This window comes from Dactylosporangium sucinum, assembly GCF_014647515.1.
GTDB lineage: Bacteria > Actinomycetota > Actinomycetes > Mycobacteriales > Micromonosporaceae > Dactylosporangium > Dactylosporangium sucinum.
In genome coordinates this window covers 283,402-304,053 of record NZ_BMPI01000004.1, presented here as the reverse complement: position 1 = coordinate 304,053, position 20,652 = coordinate 283,402, and the positions used below count along the sequence as shown (strand labels likewise).

Sequence of the window (20,652 nt, the reverse complement as noted above, 5' to 3'; positions counted from 1 at the left end):
ATGCAAATCCACAATGGACAGCTCGGCTGCACGTTTCGCAGGTAGGCTGCGGTGCGGTGCGTACTTGCATTTCCCGACGATTAAGTCCGCAGCTCTGCCATTGAGCTAGCAGCCCGCGCCAACAGGGTACCTGCGTGGCGGCCCTCGTTCCACGCGATACTCCCAGCCCGGCGTTCCCCCAGGTCACAAGACACGCGCGACGGCCAGGGACGGGCCGGGGGATGGCGGCGGCGAACCCGCACGTCAGGCAGCGTCCAGCAGCGCGGACAGGCCGTCCAGCAGGCGTTGCAGGCCGAACTCCATCAGCAGGTCCAGGTCGAACGACGGGTCGGTCGCCAAGAAGCCGGACAGCATCGGCAGTTTGCCCGTCGCCAGCACCGCCGCGAACCGGGCCTCCTGCGACTCCATCCACTCACTCTCCGTCATCCCCGTCTCCTGCTCCGCCTGCGCCTCCGCCTCGAGGTTCACCGCCGTGCCGCGGACGTGGTTGGCGAGCATCACGGCCGCCGCGAACAGCGTCGACGGGTCCAAGCCGTGGCCGTCCAAAGCCTGCATCGTCCACTCCGTATGCGCCATCGCGTGCGGAGCCAGCAGCGGCCGGGTGAACGACACCGCCTGGGCCAGCCAGGGCTGCTGGCGGTACATCCGCCACTGTAAGCGGGCCAGTGCCTCCACGCAGACGCGCCAGCCGTGCACCGCCGGGTCCAGCGACGGCGGCGGGTGGGCGGCCATCACCCGGTCCATCATCAGGAGGACCAGTTCCTCCTTGTCCGCCACGTGGCCGTACAGGGACATGGTCGGCATGCCCAACTCGCCCGCCAGGCGGCGCATCGAGACCGCCGGGAGGCCCTCCGCGTTGGCGATCGTGATGGCCGTGCGGACCACCAGGTCGCGGTCCGGGGTGTCCGGCGTGCCGGCCCGGGGGCGGGTCACCGTCGTGCCTCGGCCGGGGCTCGTCTGGACGAGGCCCTGCTCGCGCAGGTGGGTGATGACCTTCGTAGCCGTGGCCATCGCCACGCCGTGCTGGGCCATGATCTGCCGCGTCGACGGGATCCGAGCTCCGGGCGCCAGCGCGCCTGACGCGATCTGCGCGGCGATCTCCCCGGCGATGCGCCGAAAGACGTCCATAGTGCACTAGTGCACCGCATGGCAGTGCACTAGTCAAATACGGGGGTCAGCAATACCGACCGGGTCAGTAGTGCGCTCGTACGGTGTACGAAGACAACGAAACGGGAGGACACAATGGCTGACGCGGTCCGATTGGAAGAGCTGCGCAAGACGTACGGCACGACCACGGCGCTCGACGGAGTGTCGGCGGCCTTCGCCGACGGGACCTTCACCGCGATCATGGGGCCGTCCGGCTCGGGCAAGAGCACGCTGCTGCAGTGTGCCGCGGGGCTCGACCGGCCCACCAGCGGGCGGGTGTTCATCGGGGGTACCGAGGTGACCGCGAACAACGACACCGCCATGACGAAGTTTCGGCGGCAGCGTGTCGGGTTCGTCTTCCAGGAGTACAACCTGCTCCCCTCGCTCACCGTCGAGCAGAACGTCGTCCTGCCGCTGCGGCTGGCCGGACGCAGGGCGAACCACAGCCGCGGCCGCGAGCTGCTCAGGAGCCTGGGGCTGGACAAGCATCGCAACAATCTCCCCGACCAGCTGTCCGGCGGGCAGCGGCAGCGGGTCGCCGTGGCGCGGGCGCTGCTCACCGAGCCGGCCGTCATCTTCGCCGACGAGCCCACCGGCGCGCTCGACCTGCGCAGTGCGCGCGAGGTCCTCCAGCTGCTGCGGGCCGTGGTGCACGAGCACGGCCGTACCGTCGTCATGGTCACCCACGACCCGGTGGCCGCCTCGTACGCCGGCGAGGTGCTCTTCCTCGCCGACGGCCGGCTGGCCGGGTCCCTCCGAGCGCCCACGGCGGACGCGGTGGCGGAGCGGCTGGCGCACCTCGGCGAGCTGACGGGGGTGGCGGCATGATCGGCGTCGCGCTGCGCAACCTGCGGCATCGGCCCGGCGGGTTCGTCGCCACCTTCCTGTCCGCGTTCCTGGGCGCGACCCTGCTGATGGGGTTCGCGTCGCTGATCGACACCGCCGCCGGCACCGACGCGGACAGCGCCGACTCGCTCGTCACGACGGCCGGCGTCGGCGGCGGCTGGTGCCTGGTCATCGTGGTGTTCGCGGTGACCTCGACGCTGAGCCTGTCGGTGCGGCAGCGGGCCGGGCAGGTCGCCCTGCTGCACCGGGTGGGCGCCACCGGCCCGCAGCTGCGCCGGATGATCCTGGGCGAGGCGGCGGCGGTTGCCCTGCTGGCCTCGGCGGCAGCGGTACCGCTGGGAATCGCGGTCGGCCGAGTCCTCCTCGACCTGCTCCAGAGCACCGGCCAGGTGGCGGAGGCGACCGAGTTCGCCTTCGGCGGGGCCGCGATCAACGCCGGCTTCGGCGTCACGCTGCTCGGCGCGCTGATCGCGGCGGTGGCGGCGGCCCGGCGGACGACCCAGGACCAGCGCAGGGCCCGGCCCCGGCTGCGGCGGGCCGGCGCGGCGCTGTTCCTGGCGGCCGGCGCGAGCTGCGCGACGCTGACCGCGACGGTCATGGACGGCAAGGGCGTCGACGCCATGCAGACCGCCGGCCAGGCCGGCATCTGGGCGTCGCTCGGCCTCGCGCTCCTGGCCCCCGAGCTGCTGCGGCTGGTCACCATGGTGCTCGGCCCGGCCTTCCGGGGCGTCGCCGGCGAGCTCGCGGTGCTCGCGGTACGCACGCGGACCCGGCAGCTCGCGAGCGCCGTGATGCCGGTGCTGCTGTTCACCGGGGTCGCGACCGGCACGGTGTACATGCAGGCGATCGAGGACAGGGCGGCGGAGGGGCAGGTCCAGCCGGACTACGCCCAGGACGTCCAGACCCTCAACTACGTGGTCGTCGGCATGATGACCCTGTTCGTCGCCATCATGCTGGTCAACACGCTGATCGCGGCGACGTCGAGCCGCCGCAGGGAGTTCGCGCAGCACCGGCTGGCGGGCGCGACCCGCGGGCAGCTGGTCGCGATGGTCTCGCTGGAGGGGCTGCTGGTGACCGTGACCGGCGTGCTGGGCGGCTCGCTCGCCTCGCTCGTCACGATCCTGCCGTTCGGCCTGGCCCGTGCGGACCGGCTGTGGCCGGAGGCGACACCGGCGGCGTACGCGGTGGTCGTGGCGACCGCGGTGGCGCTCACGGGGGCGGCCATGATCGGCACGACCCGCAGGAGCACGCGGGGACCGGCAACGGCGGTGTGAGCAAGGGCCCGGGCCGCGGCCCGGGCCCTTGCAACGGACTACAACTTGGCGCACTGACCCGTCGCCGGGCCGCGCACGGTGTTCTTGACGCCGTTGTTGACCGGCGCCGGGTCGTTGCCGCTGCAGGACAGCGGGCCGCTCACCGTGTTGCCGGACACGACGACCGCCGTGCCGCCCGTGTTGGCGGCCACCGTCAGCGGGCCGGAGATGCGAGCGTTCTCGATGGTCACCGCGCCGGTCGCACCCGTCACCGTCACCGGACCCGAGATCGTGGTGCCGGAGATGGTGACCTGGGCCGCCCCGAGGGCCGTGACCGGACCGGAGATGGTGCCGCCGGTCACCACGATCGAGGCGCCGGACGCGACGGTCACCGGGCCGGCGACGGTCGCGTTGTCCAGGCAGGTGATGCCCGAGGTGACGGTCAGCGGGCCGGCGTAGCGGCCGGTGATGACCCGGGCGCACTTGGGAACGCTGAGGCCGACCACGATCGGGTTGTGGTCGCTCGCGCGGTACGGGTTCGGCGCGTAGAACGCCGGGTTGCCGTCGTACTCGAACGCGAACGACTCGTGCGAGTTGATCTGCCAGACGTCGACGCCCGTGACGCGGGCGGCGAGCGACGGGCTGGCCACCGCGTGGTCCAGCGAACCGGACTCACCGCCGAAGACGTAGGTCGCCTTGCCGGTGGTGTTCAGGTCCTTGAACGACGCGTCGTACAGGACCTGCATCGGGTCCTCGTGGGTGTAGGCGTTGAAGTCGCCGAGCAGCAGGACGTCGTCGCTGCCGCTGGAGGCCTTCAGCCCGTTGACGAACCCGACCAGCGATTGGGCCTGACGCACCCGGTCGCCGTTGAACGCGCCCTGGCCGTCGCCCTTGTCGGCGTTGTCGCCGACGGCGAGGTCCGAGGTGCTCTTGGACTTGAGGTGGTTGGCCACGACCGTGAACGTGAGCAGGCCGGACTTGAAGGTCTGCGCGATCGGCTCGCGGGCGTTGAACCACACCGACTCGTCGTTGAGGGCCTTCGACTCGCCGACCGGGGTGACCTTGGCCGGCTTGAAGATGATCGCCGTGGTGATGAAGTCCTGCTGGGCGGCGGGCGGGAGCGACGCCGGGTAGCGGACGTAGTCCCACGTGCCCGCGCCGGCCGCCGTGTTCAGCGCGCCGACCAGGCGCTTGAGCGCCTGCTGCGGGTCGTCGGGGTTGAAGCGGACCGAGTTCTCGATCTCCTCAAGGGCGACCACGTCGGCGCCGAGCGAGTTGATCGCGGCGACGATCTTGGCCTCCTGCTTGGCCAGCCCGGCCTCGTCGTCCGCGCCGCGGGCGTCGCCGCCGAAGTGGACGAAGTAGTTGAGGACGTTGAAGCTGGCCAGCTTCAGGTCGCCACCGACGGGCTGCGGCCCGGCGGTGCGCGGGTTGGTCACCTTGAACGTGGTCCGGGCGGCCGGCGGGGTGGCCGCGTCGACCGGCACCGTCGGCTGCAGGCGCCACTCGTTGAAGCCGTACGACAGCACGCTCGGGCCGAACGACTCGACCGAGTCGCCGACGCGCAGCGGGTTGGCCGGCGAGAAGTACGGCGGCATCAGGCCGGCCGACGACAGGTTGGTCGTCTTGCCGTCGTCGAGCAGCAGCCGGCGCAGCTTGTTGTCGGCCGCGACCTGCTGGGCCTCCGGGGTGCCCGGGCGGGCCAGGTCGGTCGCGATCGGCAGGGCCTTGTCACCGGCGGCCAGGACGACCTCGCCGTACCGGTTGGTGTTGTACACCTCGGACACTGTGTACTGGCCGATCGGCGCGACCAGCATCGACTCGACCGACTCGCGGCCGGCCTCGTCGAGCGGCAGGGTGAACGGAGCCGGCGCCGGGAGCGCCACGCCCTGCGCGCAGACCTGGACGTCGCTCTTGGCGCCGATGGTCAGCTCGGTCAGGCCGTTGAACTCGCTCGGGGTGCCGCCGACCTTCACGCGGTCGCCGAGCGCCACCGACGGGTGGATGGCGGTGTTGCCGGTCAGGTAGACGAAGATGCCGTCCGACGCCTTGCCGGCGGCTGGTGCCTGACCGCCGCTGCCCTCCGTCTGGATGACGATGCCGTTGTACCCACCGGTCCGGTAGTCGGCCGTCACGACGCCCTCGACCACGACGCGGGTCCCGGCGAGCGGGGTGGCCGCGCCGGTCCCCTGGACCTCGGCGATCGTGCGGTTGACGACGAGCGAGTCGCAGCCCGTCGGCTCCGGGTCCGGGTCGGGGTCGGCGGCCTTGTTCCGGGCGCCGAACGTGTTGGGCGCCGGCTCCTTCCAGACGCCGTCGATCTTCTGCAGGCTGTGCCCCACCGGCGTGGCGGAGCCCTCGGCAACCCCGATGTCGGTCCCGGTCAGGCCGTTGGCCGGCCCGCCCGACGCCGCGAAGGTGCCTTCATAGGTGATGAATTCCGCGACGGTACCGTCGGCGCGAACGAGGGCGATGCCGTCGGGCGATCCGTTCTGGATCCCGTCGACGGGGTAGGTCGCCACCACCACGCCGGCGTCCGGCACGAGACCGGAGAGGGTGCGGGTGTTGTACGCCGCCCCACCGTTGCCGTTGTAGAGAACGATCTGCCAGCCGGTGAGGTCGAACCCGACGGGCGCCTCGATCTCGATGCTCTCACCCGAGTCGGTGCCCGCATTGTCGTAGTGGATTTCGCTGATGAACGGGGTTTCCGCGGCGAATGCGGTGGACTGCGCGGTTAACGCCCCAACACCGCCCACGACCAGCACGCCTAGCGCACTGATAATCCTTCGGCGTATCAAGCTGAGCCTCCGTAAAGGGAAAGCAGGACCGCCGGAGCATATGGGAGAACAATGACCCTGGATGAACGATCGGCTAACGGTCGGACGCCGCTGCGGTGCCACCGGAAGAGTCTTCTCAGGTGACGGCGTACGCCCCGATCACCGGCCGCGCCGCGGGGTTCACCTGACGTACGGGACGATCTGCCGGACCGGCGCTCGGTGCGGTCGCCCGGAAAGAAAAAAAGGCGCCCGGGTGAACCCGGGCGCCCTGCTACTGCTTGATCACCACGGCGCGGGCGCCGGGGGCACGACGACCGGCGGGCGGTCGTCGCACGTGATCGTGTTCGGCAGCTCCCACGGCGCGAGCCACGGGCCGGTGGTGCCGCCACCGTCGTTGCCGCCCAGGTCGGTCAGGGAGAACTCCGAACCGGCCGGGGTGAAGTGGAACGTGCCGCAGTTGTTGACGCCGACGGCGCCGACGTTGCGGGCGTCCACGTTCTCGAACGTCGCCGAACCCGCGGCGCGGGCGCTGACCACCGAGGTGCCCGTGCCGTCGACCCGAACGTCCTTGAAGTGCACGTTCGTGATCGAGTACAGGTCCTTCACCGGCCAGTCGGCGACGAACATGATCGCGTTGTAGGTGTTGTCGAGGAAGTGGTCGCCGACCACCTGGACGTTCGCGTCGAGGTTCTTCTCCAGCGCGAACAGCCAGAGCGCGCCCAGGCCGATGTTCCAGTTGAGCTCGTAGGTGCCGGCCCGGACCGTCGTGTTGTTGGTGATGTTGATCGTGCCGCTGAACGGCTCGGCGCCGAAGCGGGTGCCGAGGTGCAGCGCGCTGCCCTCCCGGATCGGGTCGGCCACCAGGTTGTTCGAGACCGTGATGTCCTTGCCGCCGTAGATGGCGATGCCGTTGGCCAGCGTCGGGGTCTGGATGGTGTTGTGGTCGAACGTGTTGTTCGCGTTGACCGTCTTCTCCGACCACATCGCCAGCGCGTCGTCACCGGTGTTGCGCCAGAAGCTGTTCGTGACGCTGGAGTTGGTGACGCCGGTGTGGAAGTTCAGGCCGTCCGCGATCTGGTCGACGACCGTCACGTTCTTCACGTGGGTGTTGGTCATCGGGCCGTCGAACCACAGGCCGACCTTGGTGTGCTGGATGTAGAGCCCGTCGATGGTCGAGTTGCTCATCGCGCCGCCGACGCCGTTGACCTGGTCGGTGTCGATGCGCTCCCGCACGTCACCGATGATCGAGAAGCCGGACAGGTGGACGTTGTTGCTGCCGCCGTCCTTGGCGTACTTGCCGTAGAACCCGACGCCGGTGTGGATCGAGAGGTCCGGCGCCGGCTCGGAGAGCGCGACTTCCTTGCCCTTGATGATGGTGTACCAGTTGCCCGCGCCCTCGATCGTCACGTTGTCGACGACGATGTGGCGGTTCACCTGGTACGTGCCCGGCGGGATGTACACCTTGAGCCGGAACGCCTTGGCGAACGCGATCGCCATGTCGAACGCGTCGGACGACTCGCGCCGCCCGGTCGGGTCGGCCCCGAAGAACAGCACGTTCGCGGCGAGCAGGTTGACCTTCGGCGCGCCGACGAGTTGGGAGTCCAGCAGGTCGATGACCGTCCAGGCGGCGTTGCTCTTGTTCGGCACCTGCAGCTTGATCTTGTCGCCGGCCTTGTACGTCTTGCCGAGCAGCAGCCGCTGCTCGTCGTAGAAGTGGAAGGGCCGGAACGGCTTGGTGATCTGCGGCGTCGGGGTGGTCGCCGCCGGCACACACCCGCACTCGGTGATCCACCAGTCGGGGTGCAGCAGGTCGGCGTTGGGGTCGTTGGTGAACGGGTACTGGTTGTAGAGCCAGGAGTACTGCGAGGTCAGCGTCATGGTCTTGGTGGACCCGCCGTTGACCGACACGTTGAGCGGCGCGGTGATGCCGCCACCGTTCGGCGCGTCCGGGATGCTGTACCGCACCGTGATCGCGTTGGCGGCCTTGGGCAGCGTGAACTCCACCCACTGACCGGGCGTGAGCTTGACCGCGCTACGACCGGACGCCTCCGCCGCCAGCGTGTAGGCGGTGCGGTCCGGGCCGATGACGACGCCGTTGGTGCTGGCCTTCTCGGCCTCCTGTTCGACGAAGTCCACGCTCGCCCCCCGCCCGGCGACGAGCGCCGGGTCGAGCGCGGCCCGCGTCACCGCCGGGGCGGTCGGCGCGGCGTGAGCGGCGGTGCCACCGGCGACAAGGACGCCGAGGCCAACGGCGGCCGCGGTCGCCGCAGCGGACCACCGTGATGGTGCTCCAGTGATGCTCCGTGACATCGTGACTCGTTTCTCTCGGGACGGCGGACGCCGAGACGCATCGAGGTGGCGGGAACGTCAGAACGTCGTGCGGGGTGTCAGACGCTCGAGGCTTGGGCGGACGCCATGAGGTGAGGTGACAGTAGGACCGCCACACGGCTTTGCACAAGGTCCCGCCAATTAATTGCGGTCTCTTACCCGATTTCTTGCAATGACTCCTCCACCCTCATGCGAAGCCTCCTCCGGGACGGCGATTACGTTCCGACGTCCGTTCGATTACCATGAGCGTCTTTCAGACGTTGGGCAGACGTCGCTGGAGGGCCTCGGTGAGTGGGCAGCAGAGGATACGGCTCGCGGACCTGCGGAATGTCTTCGAGGCGCCACCGGGGCGGGCCGAGAGCGTCGGCATGGAGGTCGAGGTCGGGCTGGTCGACCGGCACAGCCGGCGCAACGCGACCTACGGGCAGGCCACCGCGCTGTTCGACGACCTCGCCGCGGCGTGCGGCGGCGACCTGCTGACGGAAGGCGCCCAGACGGTCGGCGTCGAGCTGGCCCGGGGCGCGCAGTTCACGCTGGAGACCGGCGGTGCCCTGGAGTACTCGTCGCCGCCGTTCCCGACGGTCGCCGCGGCCGTCGCCGACGTGCGGGCGCACCTCCAGCTCGCCGCGGGGCTGGCCGGCCGGCAGGGCATCGCGCTGCTCACCGGCGGGATCGTGCCGTTCACCGCGGCCGACGGCATCGCCTGGAACCCGAAGCCGCGCGTGCAGGTCATGCGCGACTACTTCGGCCGGCTCGGGCCCGACGGGCTGTACGCCGACGAGGTCATGGGGCTGGTCCTGTCCGCGCAGACGTCGCTGGACTACACGGACCCGGCCGACCTGATGGACAAGCTGCGCCTGCTGGTCCGCGCGTCGCCGGTCGTCGCGGCGCTGTTCGTCGACTCGCCGGTCGCGGCCGGAGCACCGACCGGTGTCATGTCGCGGCGCATGCAGTACTGGCGCCACTTCGACCCGCGCCGATGCGGGGTGCTCGCCGTCGCGCTCGACGCCGGGGCCGGGATCGACGACCTGGTCGACTGGGCGGCACGCCTGCCCATGATCTACCGGCTCGTCGGCGGGAAGCACGTCGCCGCGGCGCCGATCCCGTTCCGCGAGGCGGTCGAGCGCGGCTTCGGCGACGGCACCTACCCGACGAGCGCGGACTGGGAGCTGCACCTGAGCCAGGTCTGGCCGCACGTGCGGGTCCGCCGGACGCTGGAGCTGCGGCTGGCCGACGCGCCGCCGTGGCCGTGGTTCGGCGCGGGCGCCGCACTGTGGACCGGGCTCGCCTACGACCCGGCCGCCCGGCGGGCCGCCAACGACCTGCTGTCCGACCTGACCGCGGGCGACGTCGACCGGGCCAGCACGGAGGTCGCCGTCAAGGGACTCTCCGCGACGATCGGCCCGCGCCTGGTCCAGGACCTCGCCCGCGGCCTGCTCCGCCTGGCCCGGCAGGGGCTGGTCGCGCGGGTCGCGGCCGGGCTGGAGGAGCCGGCGACGCTCGCGCTGCTCGAACCGGTCGAGGAGGTCTGCGAGACGATGCACTCCTTCGCCGACCAGGCACTCGACTCGTGGGAGCACGGCAAGGACCACTTCCTGGAGGCGTACAGCATCCCCGCGCTGTAGCGCGTGCAACCTTTCCGGAGCCTGTGGTGTCCTTCGGGCATGCCGAGCTGGGAAGCGCCGCCCTCCTTCGCCGAGTACGTGCGGGACCGGCACCGCGAGCTGCTGCGCTTCGCCCATCTGCTCAGCGGTGACGACCAGCTCGCGGCCGACCTGGTGCAGGACGCGCTGGAGCGCACCGGCATGGCCTGGAAGCGGGTGCAGCGCACCGACGAGCCCGGGGTCTACGTGCGGCGCATCATCGTCAACCAGTACCTCAACCGCCGCCGGGCCCTGCGCCGCGAGCGGCTGACCGACCGGGTGCCCGAGGTGGCCCACGTCGACCCCGAGCCGGTCGACCACGGGCTGTGGCGGGCCATCCAGGCGTTGCCGAAGCAACAGCGGACGGTGCTGGTGCTGCGGTACTACGACGACCTGTCGGAGGCGCAGGCCGCCACCGTGCTCGGGTGCTCGGTCGGGACCGTCAAGAGCAACACCTCGCGCGCGCTGCAGAAGCTGCGCGACAGCATGCGGATGGAGGCGGCCGCCGATGGACATTGAGCAGCTCGTGCGCCAGGAGCTCGCCGACGGGCGGCACACGCCGGAGGGGTGGGCCGAGCCGGTGCAGCGCGTGCAGGCCGGGGTCCGCCGGCGGCGGCGCCGGCGGTACACCATGACCCTCAGCGCGACCGCGGTCGTCATCGTGCTCGTCGGCGCCGCCCTCGTCCGGCCGCTGGCGAACGATGCCCCGCCGGCCCAGACGGTCTTCGAGTGGACCGCCGAGCCGGCCACGCTGCCCGAGCTCGACCGGCGCGACCCCCGGCCCGACGCCCGGCCCTGCACCGACGACGCCCTCGGCAACCAGCCCTGGCACGAGCGCACCGGCGACACCCTCACCGTGCTCGTCGCCAACCACAGGATCGAGCGGTGCACGATCCCCGGCACGTCCGCGATCATCGCGACGGAGATCGCCACCGGCGTCCCGGTCACGCTGAGGGGCAGCCTGCCGCTCCGGCACGCCTTCGACCAGGCCCCCGCGACGATCGACCCCGGCGAGCCCGCGCGGATCGACGTCCAGGTCGAGTCCTGCCCCACGCCCCTGTACCGCGACCCGCGCATCGTCGCGGGCGGCCGCGAGGTGCCGGTCGACCTGGGTCCGGGCTGCGGCTACTCGGCGAGCCCGTGGTACGTCCAGGCGCCGCTCATCAACACGCCGCTGACCGTCACCATGTCGGTGCCGGGGACGGTGCGGCGCGGGACGACGCTCGTCTACGACGTCACCGTCCGCAACGCGTTCCCCCGCGCGTTCAGCCTGCAGCCCTGCCCCGCATACCAGCAGACCCTCGCGGGCCTCAAGTCCACCTACCGGCTCAACTGCGCGGCGAAGAGCGTCCCCCGGCACGGCGCGCTGACCTTCCGGATGCGCTTCGAGGTGCCCGCCTCGGCGGCGCTCGGCCGCACGACGCTGACCTGGATGGCCGTGGTCGCCGACGGGCGTGTCGCGATCGCCGACCTGTCGAACGGCGGCGTGCCCGTCGAGATCATCGAGTGACCGCGTCCTGAGGATGCTCCGGTGTACCGCTGTGCCAGTCGAGCACCCGACCGAACCGGCTGAGCTCGCCGTACAGCGCCGGGCCGAACGGCAGCACGGCGTCGAGCAGCCGGCCGGCCGCCGTCGCCGGTGACCTGAACGCCAGACGAACAGTGGTTCGGGGGCGCCGCCGGGGGCCGTGAGCGGACCTAGCATCGCGGCCGTGGAGGAGCCGGAGGTGGTCTTCGACGAGGAGTGGGTCGAGGCCGCAAAGCGCCGCGAGGACGACATGCGCCGGCACACCGCGCCGAAGCCGATGTACGCCCCGGCTCCGTGGCGCAGCTGGACCCCGCCGTCCTCCGCCGCACCGGCCCTCTCGCCGCCGCGGCGGGCGGCCCGCTTCTCGCCGGCCGCCTCGATCCTGATCGGCGTCACCGCGGTGCTGGGTGTGCTGGCGGCGCTGGTGCTGTGCGGCGCCGGGGCGGGTGCGCTGCGGACGATCTCGCGGGACCGGCCGGCGACCGGCCCGGCCGCTCCCCCTCCGGTGGCCGCCGCGACCGTTTCTCCCACGGCCGCCGCGACCGCCCCACCCGCCGCGGCGGATTCGGCCACCTCCGCCTCGGAGCCGGCGTCGTCGCGGAAGCTGCCGTGGACCGAGGCGACGGCCCTGCCGGTCGGCGAGAGCGCGTACCGCCCGGAGGTCTTCGCCCGCCTCGTCGTCGGCTCCTGCCTGGCCGAGACGCAGGACATGCTCAGCGTGACCCTGGTCCCCTGCTCCGGCCCGCACACCGACGAGGTCACCCGCGTCGACGGTTTGACCGACCAGTTCCCGGCCCGCCCGACCGTCGACCAGGTCGAGGCGCTCAACGCCCGGCGCTGTCCGGCCGCCGCGAACGCCTGGCTGGGCGGCGCCGACCCGCGGTACACCTCGGGATATCTGTGGTGGTTCGAGAACGGCGTACCCGGCCAGGCGGTGCGCGGCTTCGTCTGCACGGCCAGGCGGACCGGTCACCTGCCCTTCACCGGCACCCTCCGGCACGCCGTCGCCTGACCCCGCCGCGTACCGTTGGCGGTACGCTCAGTCCAATAGCCGACCGACACGAGCCCCTGTGAAATGTCCGTTCGTCGGGAGCGCCCCTGGCGTTGTAATGTTGCGCCCACGAGCGGACTCTTCACAGCGGTCGCTGAGCGACCGGGCAGACACGGGGAGCAGGCATGGGACGTGGACGGGCCAAAGCCAAGCAGGCCAGGATCGCCCGGGAGCTGAAGTATTTCAGCCCGCCGACCGACCTCAACGCCCTCCAGCACGAGCTCGCCGGGTCGCCCCGGCCGCACGTGCAGGAGCAGCCAGTGGACGAGCGCGAGGAGCACGCCGAGCGCTGAGCTGGCCGAAAGTGGCGCTTGCCCTGCCGGTTAGTCGACATCCGTAACTTGCGATGGTCATCTACCGTGGCTGCCTATGAGGCGATCGACCGCGGTACCCCTGAGCCGCAGTTACCTCGCATTGGCATCATTGGCGGCGAGCGCCGGGCTGACGGCTGCGTGCGGCAGCAGCGAGCGGCGGGTCTATTGCGGCGATCGCAACGGCGTCATCGTCGAGGACAGCCGCTGCGACGGGCGTGACGGGTATTACCTGTATTCGGGCTCCTACCCGCGCGGGATGAAGCCGGGCCAGAAGCTCAAGGGCGGCACCCGCATCGCCTACAACGACGCGGCCGGCCGCTCGGCCGCCGGGCTGCCGTCGACCGGCAAGGTCAGCAACGGCCACGTGGTGTCGGGCGGTTTCGGCAGCGGCGGCAGTAGCAGCAGCGGCAAGTCCGGCAAGTCGGGCGGCTGACGTGCGGCGCGTCCCCAACGGCGCGGTCCGGCCCGACTACCGGCAGAAGATCGTCGAGCAGGGCCTGCTGTACAACGAGACGCCCGGCCCGTCGGGCGAGATCGTGGAGTACTGGCGCGAGGGCCCCTTCTACGACTTCACCTCGGCCGAGATCGAGCAGCTGCACACCGACGCCGAGACGCTGTTCGAGATGTGCGTCGCCGCCGGTGACCACATGCTCGACAACGGCATGCTGGGCCGGCTCGGCATCCCCGACTTCGCCTGGGAGCAGATCGCCCGGACGTGGTACGACGACGAGACCGAGCCCGGCGGCCGCTCCCGGGGCGACTTCTCGCCGAGCGTCTACGCGCGGTTCGACGTGCGGTTCGACGGACTGCGACCGCAGTTGCTCGAGTTCAACGCCGACACGCCGACCGCTCTGCCCGAGTCCGCGGTGATCCAGTGGTACTGGCACACCGAGACCGGTCAGGGGAAGGACCAGTGGAACGCGGTACACGAGCGACTCGTCACCGCCTGGATCCGCAACATCGGCCGGCTCCGCCAGTCGCGCCCGCACCTGCCCGGCAACCTCACGATCCACTTCGCGTGCGACGACTCGGACGAGAGCGGCGAGGACCTCTTCAACACCGAGTACCTCATGGAAACCGCCCGTCAGGCGCTCGAACCCCTCGGGTGCCGGGTGAAGTTCCTGTGGATGAACCAGATCGGCGCCGGCGACGTCGCCGCCGGTGACCACTTCTTCGACGCCGACGGCGAACGCATCCACGTGCTCTTCAAGCTGTACCCCTGGGAATGGATGACGACGGAGCGCTTCGCCCGGCAGTGCTTCCGCGACATGGCCGACCCGGCGCGCGACGGCACCGCCTGGATCGAGCCGCCGTACAAGATGCTCTGGAGCACCAAGGGGCTCCTGCCCGTCCTGTGGGAGATGTACGCCGACGACCCGCTGCGGCGGGATCTGGTGCTGCCGGCGTACTTCGAGCACGAGCGTCCCGCCTGGATGACCGACTACGTGCGCAAGCCGCTGCTCGGACGGGAGGGCGCCAACGTCACCATCGTCGTCGACGGGCAGGTCCGGCTGACCACCCCGGGCCCGTACGACGACGGCCCGTTCGTCTGCCAGGCCTACGCGCCGCTGCCCGCCTTCCCCGACGAGCGCGGCGCCTCCTGGCATCCGGTCCTCGGCATCTGGATGATCGACGGCGAACCCGCGGGGCTCGGCATCCGCGAGAGCGCCGGCCTGGTGACCGACAACCTGAGCCACTTCGTCCCCCACACCATCGACCATTCCGGCTGACACGGTGCCGGCCGAGGAGAAACGACAGCCATGAACGATCTGGCTCCCCTGATCGCGGTGCTCCAGGTGCTCATCGTGGTGGTGGGCGTGGGCGGCGGCTGGTGGCTGCTCAACGCCCTCACCTCCTTCGACGACCACGACGAGCTGTGGATCGCGTCCAACTGGGCCTACCTGCTCCAGCGCGTGGGCTTCGTGTTCGTGCAGGTGGTCGGCGTGTCCAGCCTGGTGGGCCAGGACCTGGACAAGTGGAGCTCGCTGGCCTGGGTCGGCGGTGGCCTGGTCTGGGCGACGGTCCTGGCCGTCGTGGGCTTCGTCCTGACCGACCTGATCCTGCTGCGCACCCGCCCGACGAAGCTGAACGAGCTGGACCGGATCCCGATGTCGATCGCCCTGGTCCGCCTGGGCTTCTACCTCGGCCTGGGCCTGGTGGTCCGCGCGACGTTCGTGGGCTCGGCCCCGGACCTGCGCACGGCCCTGCTGGCCACCTTGGCCTTCACCGCGGCCGGCGTGGCGGGCCTGGTGATCGCCTTCTACCTCCACGCGCTGGTGGTCCGCGGCAACCTCCGCGAGGCGGTCGCGGCCGGCGGCGTGACGGAGGGCCTGGAGAGCGCCGCGGTCCTGACCTCGGTCGGCCTGATCCTGTACGGCGCCATGGCCGGCGACTTCACCACGTGGCCGGAGAGCTTCGCGGGCTTCGGCATGGCGCTGGGCGTGGCGTACGTCGGCCTGTACATCGCCCGGTACGTGATCGACTGGTTCGTCCTGACCGGCGAGTGCACGCTGAAGACGATCCACGAGCAGCAGCAGAAGGCCGCGGCGGCCCTGCTGGCCTTCCTGCTGGTGATGGTGGCCCTGCCGATCAGCGCGGTGGTCAACCTCTACGTCGAATAGCCCTCGCTCGACCACGGCCCGGGCCGCCGCTCCTCGGCGACCCGGGCCGCTGTCTGTCGGGTGACCTACTGGCCTTCGGTGGCCCTATGGCCCTATAGTGCTGACCATGGCACCCGCCAAATACCAGGACGTTGCCGACGAGCTTCGGCGGCGCATCGTGACGCGCGCCTTCCCGCCCGGTTCGAGCCTGCCCAGCGAGCACGACATCGCCGCCGCGTTCAACTGCAAGCGCGACACCGTCCGGGCCGCGATCGCCGAGCTGGTCCGGGAGGGGTTGCTGTGCACCGCCCGCGGGCGGACCGCCTGCGTCCGGGCGCCCCTCGAGAAGTCCGTCGTCATCCTGCCCGCCGGCGCCGAGGTCAACGCCCGGCCGGCTTCCCGGCCCGAGGCCGACGCGCACGGGTGGTCGCCCGGGCTGCCGGTCTTCGAGATCTCCCGGCCGGGCTTCCCGCCGCTGGTCTACCCGGCCGAGGCCTACACCCTCACCACCGCGACCGACTGACCGCCCGGGCCCGTTCATGATCGATGGAGAGTTCTGGTCGCCATGACAGCCGGAACGCTCCATGGATCATGAGAGGGCGCCCGACGGAGTCGACGCCGTCGGCCGCGGGGCGCCGGGTATCGATACAGTTGCGCTGTGGTGTTCGTCGTGTTTGACGAGGCCGGGCGGTGTCTCGTCGCGCTCGACGAGCCTGGGTTCGACCAGGGCGTCGAGCGGGAGGAAGACGACGGCATCGTCCATTTTCGCCTGCGGGACAACGGGTTCGGCGCCGTGCGGCCCGCCACCGAGCTCGCCGCCGCCCGGATCCTCACCGGTGCCGGGTTCGTCGTCGTCGCCGGCGTGGCCGTCACCGTCTCGGCGCTGGCCACGCCCTGGGTCGGGGTGCCGATCGGGGTCGCCGGGGTGGCGCTCGTCGGGCGGCGGTATGTCCGACGGGAAACGGCCGAGACCGATGTCTGGAATCGGCGGCACCGGGTGCTCGGCGCCGGGCCGGAGGCCGGGATCTTCCTCCGCGGCCTGCGCGCGGCGCGGCAGACCGCGCGCAGCTGGCCGCACCTCGCACCGCTCGTGCGGCTCGACAGCCCGCGGGACGAGCTCTCCGCGTCGCTGTGGACGCTGGCGGGGCTGCTGCACGACCACGCCGTCCTGCGCGAACAGGTCGCCGAGCTCGAGCGGGCGCGGACCGAGGTGCCCGAGCGGACCGGGCTGCGGGACGAGCTCGAGGACAGGATCAGCGTCGTCGAGGAGTCGCGGATCCCGGTGTACCGCGAGATCGAACGCCGGCTGACCGCCCTGGAAACGCTGGCGGCGGAGTGCCGGACGTTCGTGCGCGAGGAGCGGGTCGTCCGCAACGCGCGCCGGTCGATCGAGCGAGCCGATCTGGTGCTCGGCCGGATCACGCCGCCCGACCGCACAGCGCCCGACCCGGCGCGGGAGCTCGCCGACCGCACCCAGGCGGTCATCGGTGCTTATCGGGAACTCCAAGAGGGGTGCTGACCCTACCCGAAGACGGTGCCTAACCGGCCTGACTTCGCAGCGGTACCGGAGGAAAGTCAACGGTGTCGTCCCACGGAAGGGATCGCACCGATGACGCACCAGTTCTCGCGGCGCGGGCTGCTCGGCACCGGCATCGGCGTCGGGATCGCGGCCGGCATGGGCACCTCCGCGCGGGCCGAGCCGGCGGCGGGCGGCACGCCGATCGCGATCCTCGATACGACGGTCATCGACGGCACCGGCGCGCCGCCGCAGCGGGGGATGACGGTGGTCGTCGACGGCGACCGCATCGGCGCGGTCGGACCCGCGCGCGAGACGCGGGTGCCGGGCGACGCCGTCATCGTCGACGGGCGCGGGCGGTTCGTGATCCCGGGGCTCGTCGACATGCACGTCCACAGCTCGGGCGACGACGCCGTCGATCCGCCGCTGTATCTCGCGAATGGCGTCACGACGGTACGCGAGATGTCCGGTCATCCGGCGCTGCATGAGTCGCGGCGGCGGGTCGAGGCCGGCACGCTGCTCGGGCCGCGCTCGGTGATCGCGAGCCCGATCCTCGACGGGTCGCCGTCCCTCTGGGCCGGGCGCGGCGTGCCGTATCTCGACGTGGCCGACGCCGGTGAGGCCCGCGCGGCGGTCAAGCGGGCGGCGGTCGGCGGCGCCGACTTCGTGAAGGTGTATTCGCGGCTGACCACGGAGTCGTTCGCCGCGATCGCCGACGAGACCCGGCGGGTCGGCCTCGACTTCGCCGGCCACTGCCCCGACGACGTCCCGGCCCCGGTCGCGAGCGACGTCGGGCAGCGCAGCTTCGAGCACCTGTTCACGGTGTGGCACTCGACGTGCGCCGACGAGGACGAGATCCGCCGGGCGCTGCGCGCGATCCGGATCGAGCCGGGCGACCACGACGGCTGGCTCCGGGCCATGCGCCCGCTGGAGCTGCGCGCCGCCCGGACGTATGACGAGCGGCGGGCCGCCCACGTCTTCCACCGGCTGGCGCGCAACGACTCGCACCTGACCCCCACGCTCGCCATGCACCGGGTCGTCGATCTCCCGGAATCGGTCGACACCGACGACCCGCGGCTCCGGTATGTGCCGGCGCACGTCCGAGCGGCGTGGGAGGCCGGCCTCCACGGCGCCGGCCGGACCCCGCAGGAGGCCGTCGAGCACCAGGAGCTGTTCGGGCATCGCCGGCGCTTCGTGCGCGCCGCCGCGGCGGCCGAGGTGCCGCTGCTGGCCGGCACTGACGCCGGCAGCGCGTACTGCTTTCCCGGCTTCAGCCTGCACGACGAGCTGGAGCTGCTGGTCCGGGCGGGCCTGAGCCCGATGCGGGCGCTGCTGGCGGCGACGCGGGATCCCATGCTGTATCTCGGGCTGGGCTCCGGCACCATCCGCCCCGGCGGCCTGCCCGACCTGGTGGTCCTCGACGCCGACCCGCTCCACGACATCCGCGACACGCGCCGCGTCCACGCCGTGGTCGCGCGGGGCACGCTGATCGACGCGGCCCGCCGCGATGCCTTACTGGCGGCCGTGGAGCAGGCGGCCCGGTCCTCGTCGGCGGTTATCCACAGCTGCCCCTGTGGATAAGTCCACGCCTTCATACACATGTTCTATCCACAGCCTGTGGATAGAACATGTGTATGAACAGCGTTGGTCACCAATCATGACTATTCTTGGGGGGTGAGCACGCGGAGCGAGCGCAAGCAGGTCGACCCGGACCTGGGGATGCTGTCGGCGCAGGTGCTGTTCGCGCTGCAGAAGGAGCTGTTCCGGCGGCTCGGCGAGGTCGGTCACGCGAGCCTGCGGCCCCGGCACGGCGCGGTGCTCGCATACCTGGACGTCGAGGGCACGCGGGCCGCCACCCTGTCGGTGCTGTCCGGCCAGCACAAGCAGGTGATCAGCACGCTGGTGGACGAGCTGGTCGAGCTCGGGTATGTGGAGCGGAGGCCGGACCCTCAGGACCGCCGGGCCAAGCTGGTCGTGCCCACCGAGCTGGGCCTGGACATGATGCGCCGCTCGGACGGGATCATGGAGGACGTCGAGCGCGGCCATGCGGAGGCGGTGGGCGAGGACGCATATGCGGTGTTCAAGCGGGTCTTCCGCGAGGTCGCCAAGCGGCAGCGCGGAGCCGACTGACCCGGGCGCATCCGCGCGAGCCGCCGGCCGATCGATCGCTCAGCGCCGACGCCGGCCCGGCGCCGGCGGGCCGTAGGGCGGCACCGGGCCGCCGGGCGGGAAACCGGGCACGCCTTGCGGCGGCACGGGGGCGCTGGGCGGGAAACCGGGCACGCCTTGCGGCGGCACGGGGGCGCTGGGCGGGCCGTGCGGCGGCGGGACCGGGCCGCCGGGCGGGAAGCTGGGCGGGCTGTGCGGCGGCGGGACCGGAGTGCCGTGGCGGGGCATGGGGACGCCGAACGGCGCCACGGCCGCCGTCGGTGCCGGGAGACCGGCGGCGGAGCGGGCGATCCGCTGGAAGAGCAGCGTGCCGCCGACGAGGACGGACGGGGCGGTGACCAGATACAGCGCGACGCCCGGAGTGACCGCCAGCGGCGAGATCGGCAACACCAGCAAGAGGCGCACCATCAGCACCGGGATCAGCAGCGCGCCCAGGCTCATCATGCCGAAGCCCAGCGTGAACGAGCGGTGGCGCCACGCGAAGCGGAACTGTTCTCCCAGCCGGGATACGCCGTGGTGGTGCATGGGCACCGCCAGGACCAGAAGGCCGATCAGATAACCGTTGAACACCACGCCGACCGCCAGCGCCGCCGCCACGTTCAGGCCGGGGATCCACAGCAGCGGGATGATCACGAGCCAGCCGAGCTGCAGGACGACGGTCACGACCACGGTCTGGCGCAGGCAGACGCCCGCGGCCCGGTGCCAGGCGGGGGGCTTCGGGTCCTTGCCGACGACGGTCCGGGTGATGAACGGGAAGAACGCGGCGCCGAACAGCATCGTCAGCGGGACCGTGAGCGCCGTCATCGCGGCGTGGAAGAAGATCGTGGCGCCGATCCAGAGCATGGCCTCGATCACCCGGCGGATCACCGAGGGCCACCCGCCCACGAACCCCACCAGCCAGTCGACCAGCCGCCCCACCAGCGCCCCGGTCGCCTCGTGCAGGCCGAAGATCGCGAGCGCGGTCAGCCCGAGCGGCACCAGCACCAGCAGCCACAGCCGCGGGCTGCGCAGGAACTGGCCGGCGCCGAGGAACACATACCCCATGCCGGTGAAGAAGTTGCCGATGCTCGATCCGACCCGCTTCGCCCCCTTGACCGTCTGCCGCCCCGCCGCTCCCGCGAGCACGGCCGCCCGGGCCGCCACCGCACGAGGGTCCACAGTGGACCGGTGGCCGGAGGATCGAGTGGGACCGCCGGAAGCCGGATCGACGATCTCGCCGACGAGCGCGTCGGAGCCCGCATCGATGCCGGGTGGCGTCGGCGAGGTGAAGCCGGGAGGGGGCGGCGCGGACCAGCCGGGAGGGGGAGGCGCGGACCAGCCGGAAGCGGGCGGCGCGGAGGGTGGTGGCGCGGGCGTCAGCGGGCCGGACGCAGGCGGCACGGCGGCGGGTGGAGCGGGCGCCGGCGCGGAGCGGGACGGGGTGGCCCAGACGGCATGAGCCGCGGGCGGAGCGGAGGGGGCGGAGGCTGCGGTGTCGTCCG

18 protein-coding genes are annotated in these 20,652 nt (G+C 71.7%); 14 read left to right on the top strand and 4 right to left on the bottom strand.

Features of this window, described 5'->3' with window-relative positions; translation table 11 throughout:
* Positions 1 to 243: 243 nt before the first annotated feature.
* Positions 244 to 1,128 (bottom strand): TetR/AcrR family transcriptional regulator C-terminal domain-containing protein, encoded by an 885-nt coding sequence (locus IEZ31_RS05600; RefSeq protein WP_190248626.1) that lies wholly within the window; start codon positions 1,126 to 1,128, stop codon positions 244 to 246.
* A gap of 114 nt (positions 1,129 to 1,242) precedes the next feature.
* Here IEZ31_RS05600 and IEZ31_RS05595 point away from each other — a divergent pair, with 114 nt between their 5' ends.
* Both IEZ31_RS05595 and IEZ31_RS05590 read left to right on the top strand, forming a co-directional pair.
* Positions 1,243 to 1,974, top strand: a complete 732-nt coding sequence (locus IEZ31_RS05595; RefSeq protein ID WP_190248625.1) for an ABC transporter ATP-binding protein — start codon at positions 1,243 to 1,245, stop codon at positions 1,972 to 1,974.
* Entirely contained in the window at positions 1,971 to 3,266 is a 1,296-nt protein-coding gene (locus IEZ31_RS05590; protein ID WP_190248624.1) for an FtsX-like permease family protein, read from the top strand. Before IEZ31_RS05595 ends, IEZ31_RS05590 begins: the two co-directional genes overlap by 4 nt.
* Before the next feature lie 38 nt (positions 3,267 to 3,304).
* On the opposite strand, the gene IEZ31_RS05585 is transcribed toward IEZ31_RS05590, so the two are convergent.
* A complete protein-coding gene (locus IEZ31_RS05585) occupies positions 3,305 to 6,001 on the bottom strand; it encodes an ExeM/NucH family extracellular endonuclease (RefSeq protein WP_229834246.1) in 2,697 nt (898 codons plus the stop codon).
* A gap of 303 nt (positions 6,002 to 6,304) precedes the next feature.
* Entirely contained in the window at positions 6,305 to 8,332 is a 2,028-nt protein-coding gene (locus IEZ31_RS05580; protein ID WP_190248623.1) for a glycosyl hydrolase family 28-related protein, read from the bottom strand.
* Positions 8,333 to 8,637: 305 nt separating this feature from the next.
* Between IEZ31_RS05580 and IEZ31_RS05575 the strand changes: the two genes are divergently transcribed.
* The 12 genes from IEZ31_RS05575 to IEZ31_RS05520 all read left to right on the top strand — a co-directional run bounded on the left by IEZ31_RS05575 (position 8,638) and on the right by IEZ31_RS05520 (position 19,132).
* Positions 8,638 to 9,975 carry a glutamate-cysteine ligase family protein gene (locus IEZ31_RS05575; protein ID WP_190248622.1) on the top strand — a complete coding sequence of 446 codons (1,338 nt, stop codon included), beginning with the start codon at positions 8,638 to 8,640 and terminating at the stop codon, positions 9,973 to 9,975.
* Between the two features lie 39 nt (positions 9,976 to 10,014).
* Positions 10,015 to 10,512: a SigE family RNA polymerase sigma factor gene (locus IEZ31_RS05570; RefSeq protein ID WP_190248621.1), complete on the top strand. Its 498-nt coding sequence runs from the start codon at positions 10,015 to 10,017 to the stop codon at positions 10,510 to 10,512.
* A complete protein-coding gene (locus IEZ31_RS05565) occupies positions 10,502 to 11,503 on the top strand; it encodes a hypothetical protein (protein ID WP_190248620.1) in 1,002 nt (333 codons plus the stop codon). Before IEZ31_RS05570 ends, IEZ31_RS05565 begins: the two co-directional genes overlap by 11 nt.
* 202 nt (positions 11,504 to 11,705) lie before the next feature.
* Entirely contained in the window at positions 11,706 to 12,533 is an 828-nt protein-coding gene (locus tag IEZ31_RS05560) for a septum formation family protein (protein WP_190248619.1), read from the top strand.
* Positions 12,534 to 12,697: 164 nt separating this feature from the next.
* Positions 12,698 to 12,865 (top strand): DUF3073 domain-containing protein, encoded by a 168-nt coding sequence (locus IEZ31_RS58145; protein WP_190248618.1) that lies wholly within the window; start codon positions 12,698 to 12,700, stop codon positions 12,863 to 12,865.
* A 76-nt stretch (positions 12,866 to 12,941) separates the two neighbouring features.
* Positions 12,942 to 13,319, top strand: coding sequence for a hypothetical protein (locus IEZ31_RS05550; RefSeq protein WP_190248617.1), 378 nt, complete (start codon positions 12,942 to 12,944; stop codon positions 13,317 to 13,319).
* A 1-nt stretch (position 13,320) separates the two neighbouring features.
* Positions 13,321 to 14,616: a glutathionylspermidine synthase family protein gene (locus tag IEZ31_RS05545; RefSeq protein ID WP_190248616.1), complete on the top strand. Its 1,296-nt coding sequence runs from the start codon at positions 13,321 to 13,323 to the stop codon at positions 14,614 to 14,616.
* A gap of 30 nt (positions 14,617 to 14,646) precedes the next feature.
* Positions 14,647 to 15,507, top strand: coding sequence for a DUF350 domain-containing protein (locus IEZ31_RS05540; protein WP_190248615.1), 861 nt, complete (start codon positions 14,647 to 14,649; stop codon positions 15,505 to 15,507).
* 106 nt (positions 15,508 to 15,613) lie between these two features.
* Entirely contained in the window at positions 15,614 to 16,009 is a 396-nt protein-coding gene (locus tag IEZ31_RS05535; protein ID WP_190248614.1) for a GntR family transcriptional regulator, read from the top strand.
* Between the two features lie 135 nt (positions 16,010 to 16,144).
* A complete protein-coding gene (locus IEZ31_RS05530; protein ID WP_190248613.1) occupies positions 16,145 to 17,005 on the top strand; it encodes a hypothetical protein in 861 nt (286 codons plus the stop codon).
* A gap of 90 nt (positions 17,006 to 17,095) precedes the next feature.
* A complete protein-coding gene (locus tag IEZ31_RS05525; RefSeq protein ID WP_190248612.1) occupies positions 17,096 to 18,583 on the top strand; it encodes an amidohydrolase family protein in 1,488 nt (495 codons plus the stop codon).
* Positions 18,584 to 18,676: 93 nt separating this feature from the next.
* Positions 18,677 to 19,132, top strand: a complete 456-nt coding sequence (locus IEZ31_RS05520; RefSeq protein ID WP_229834244.1) for a MarR family winged helix-turn-helix transcriptional regulator — start codon at positions 18,677 to 18,679, stop codon at positions 19,130 to 19,132.
* Positions 19,133 to 19,171: 39 nt separating this feature from the next.
* Here IEZ31_RS05520 and IEZ31_RS05515 read toward each other — a convergent pair whose 3' ends face one another.
* The gene (locus IEZ31_RS05515) at positions 19,172 to 20,314 is read right to left on the bottom strand and encodes an EI24 domain-containing protein (protein ID WP_190248611.1); all 1,143 of its coding nucleotides are present in this window, start codon (positions 20,312 to 20,314) and stop codon (positions 19,172 to 19,174) included.
* Positions 20,315 to 20,652: the final 338 nt, after the last annotated feature.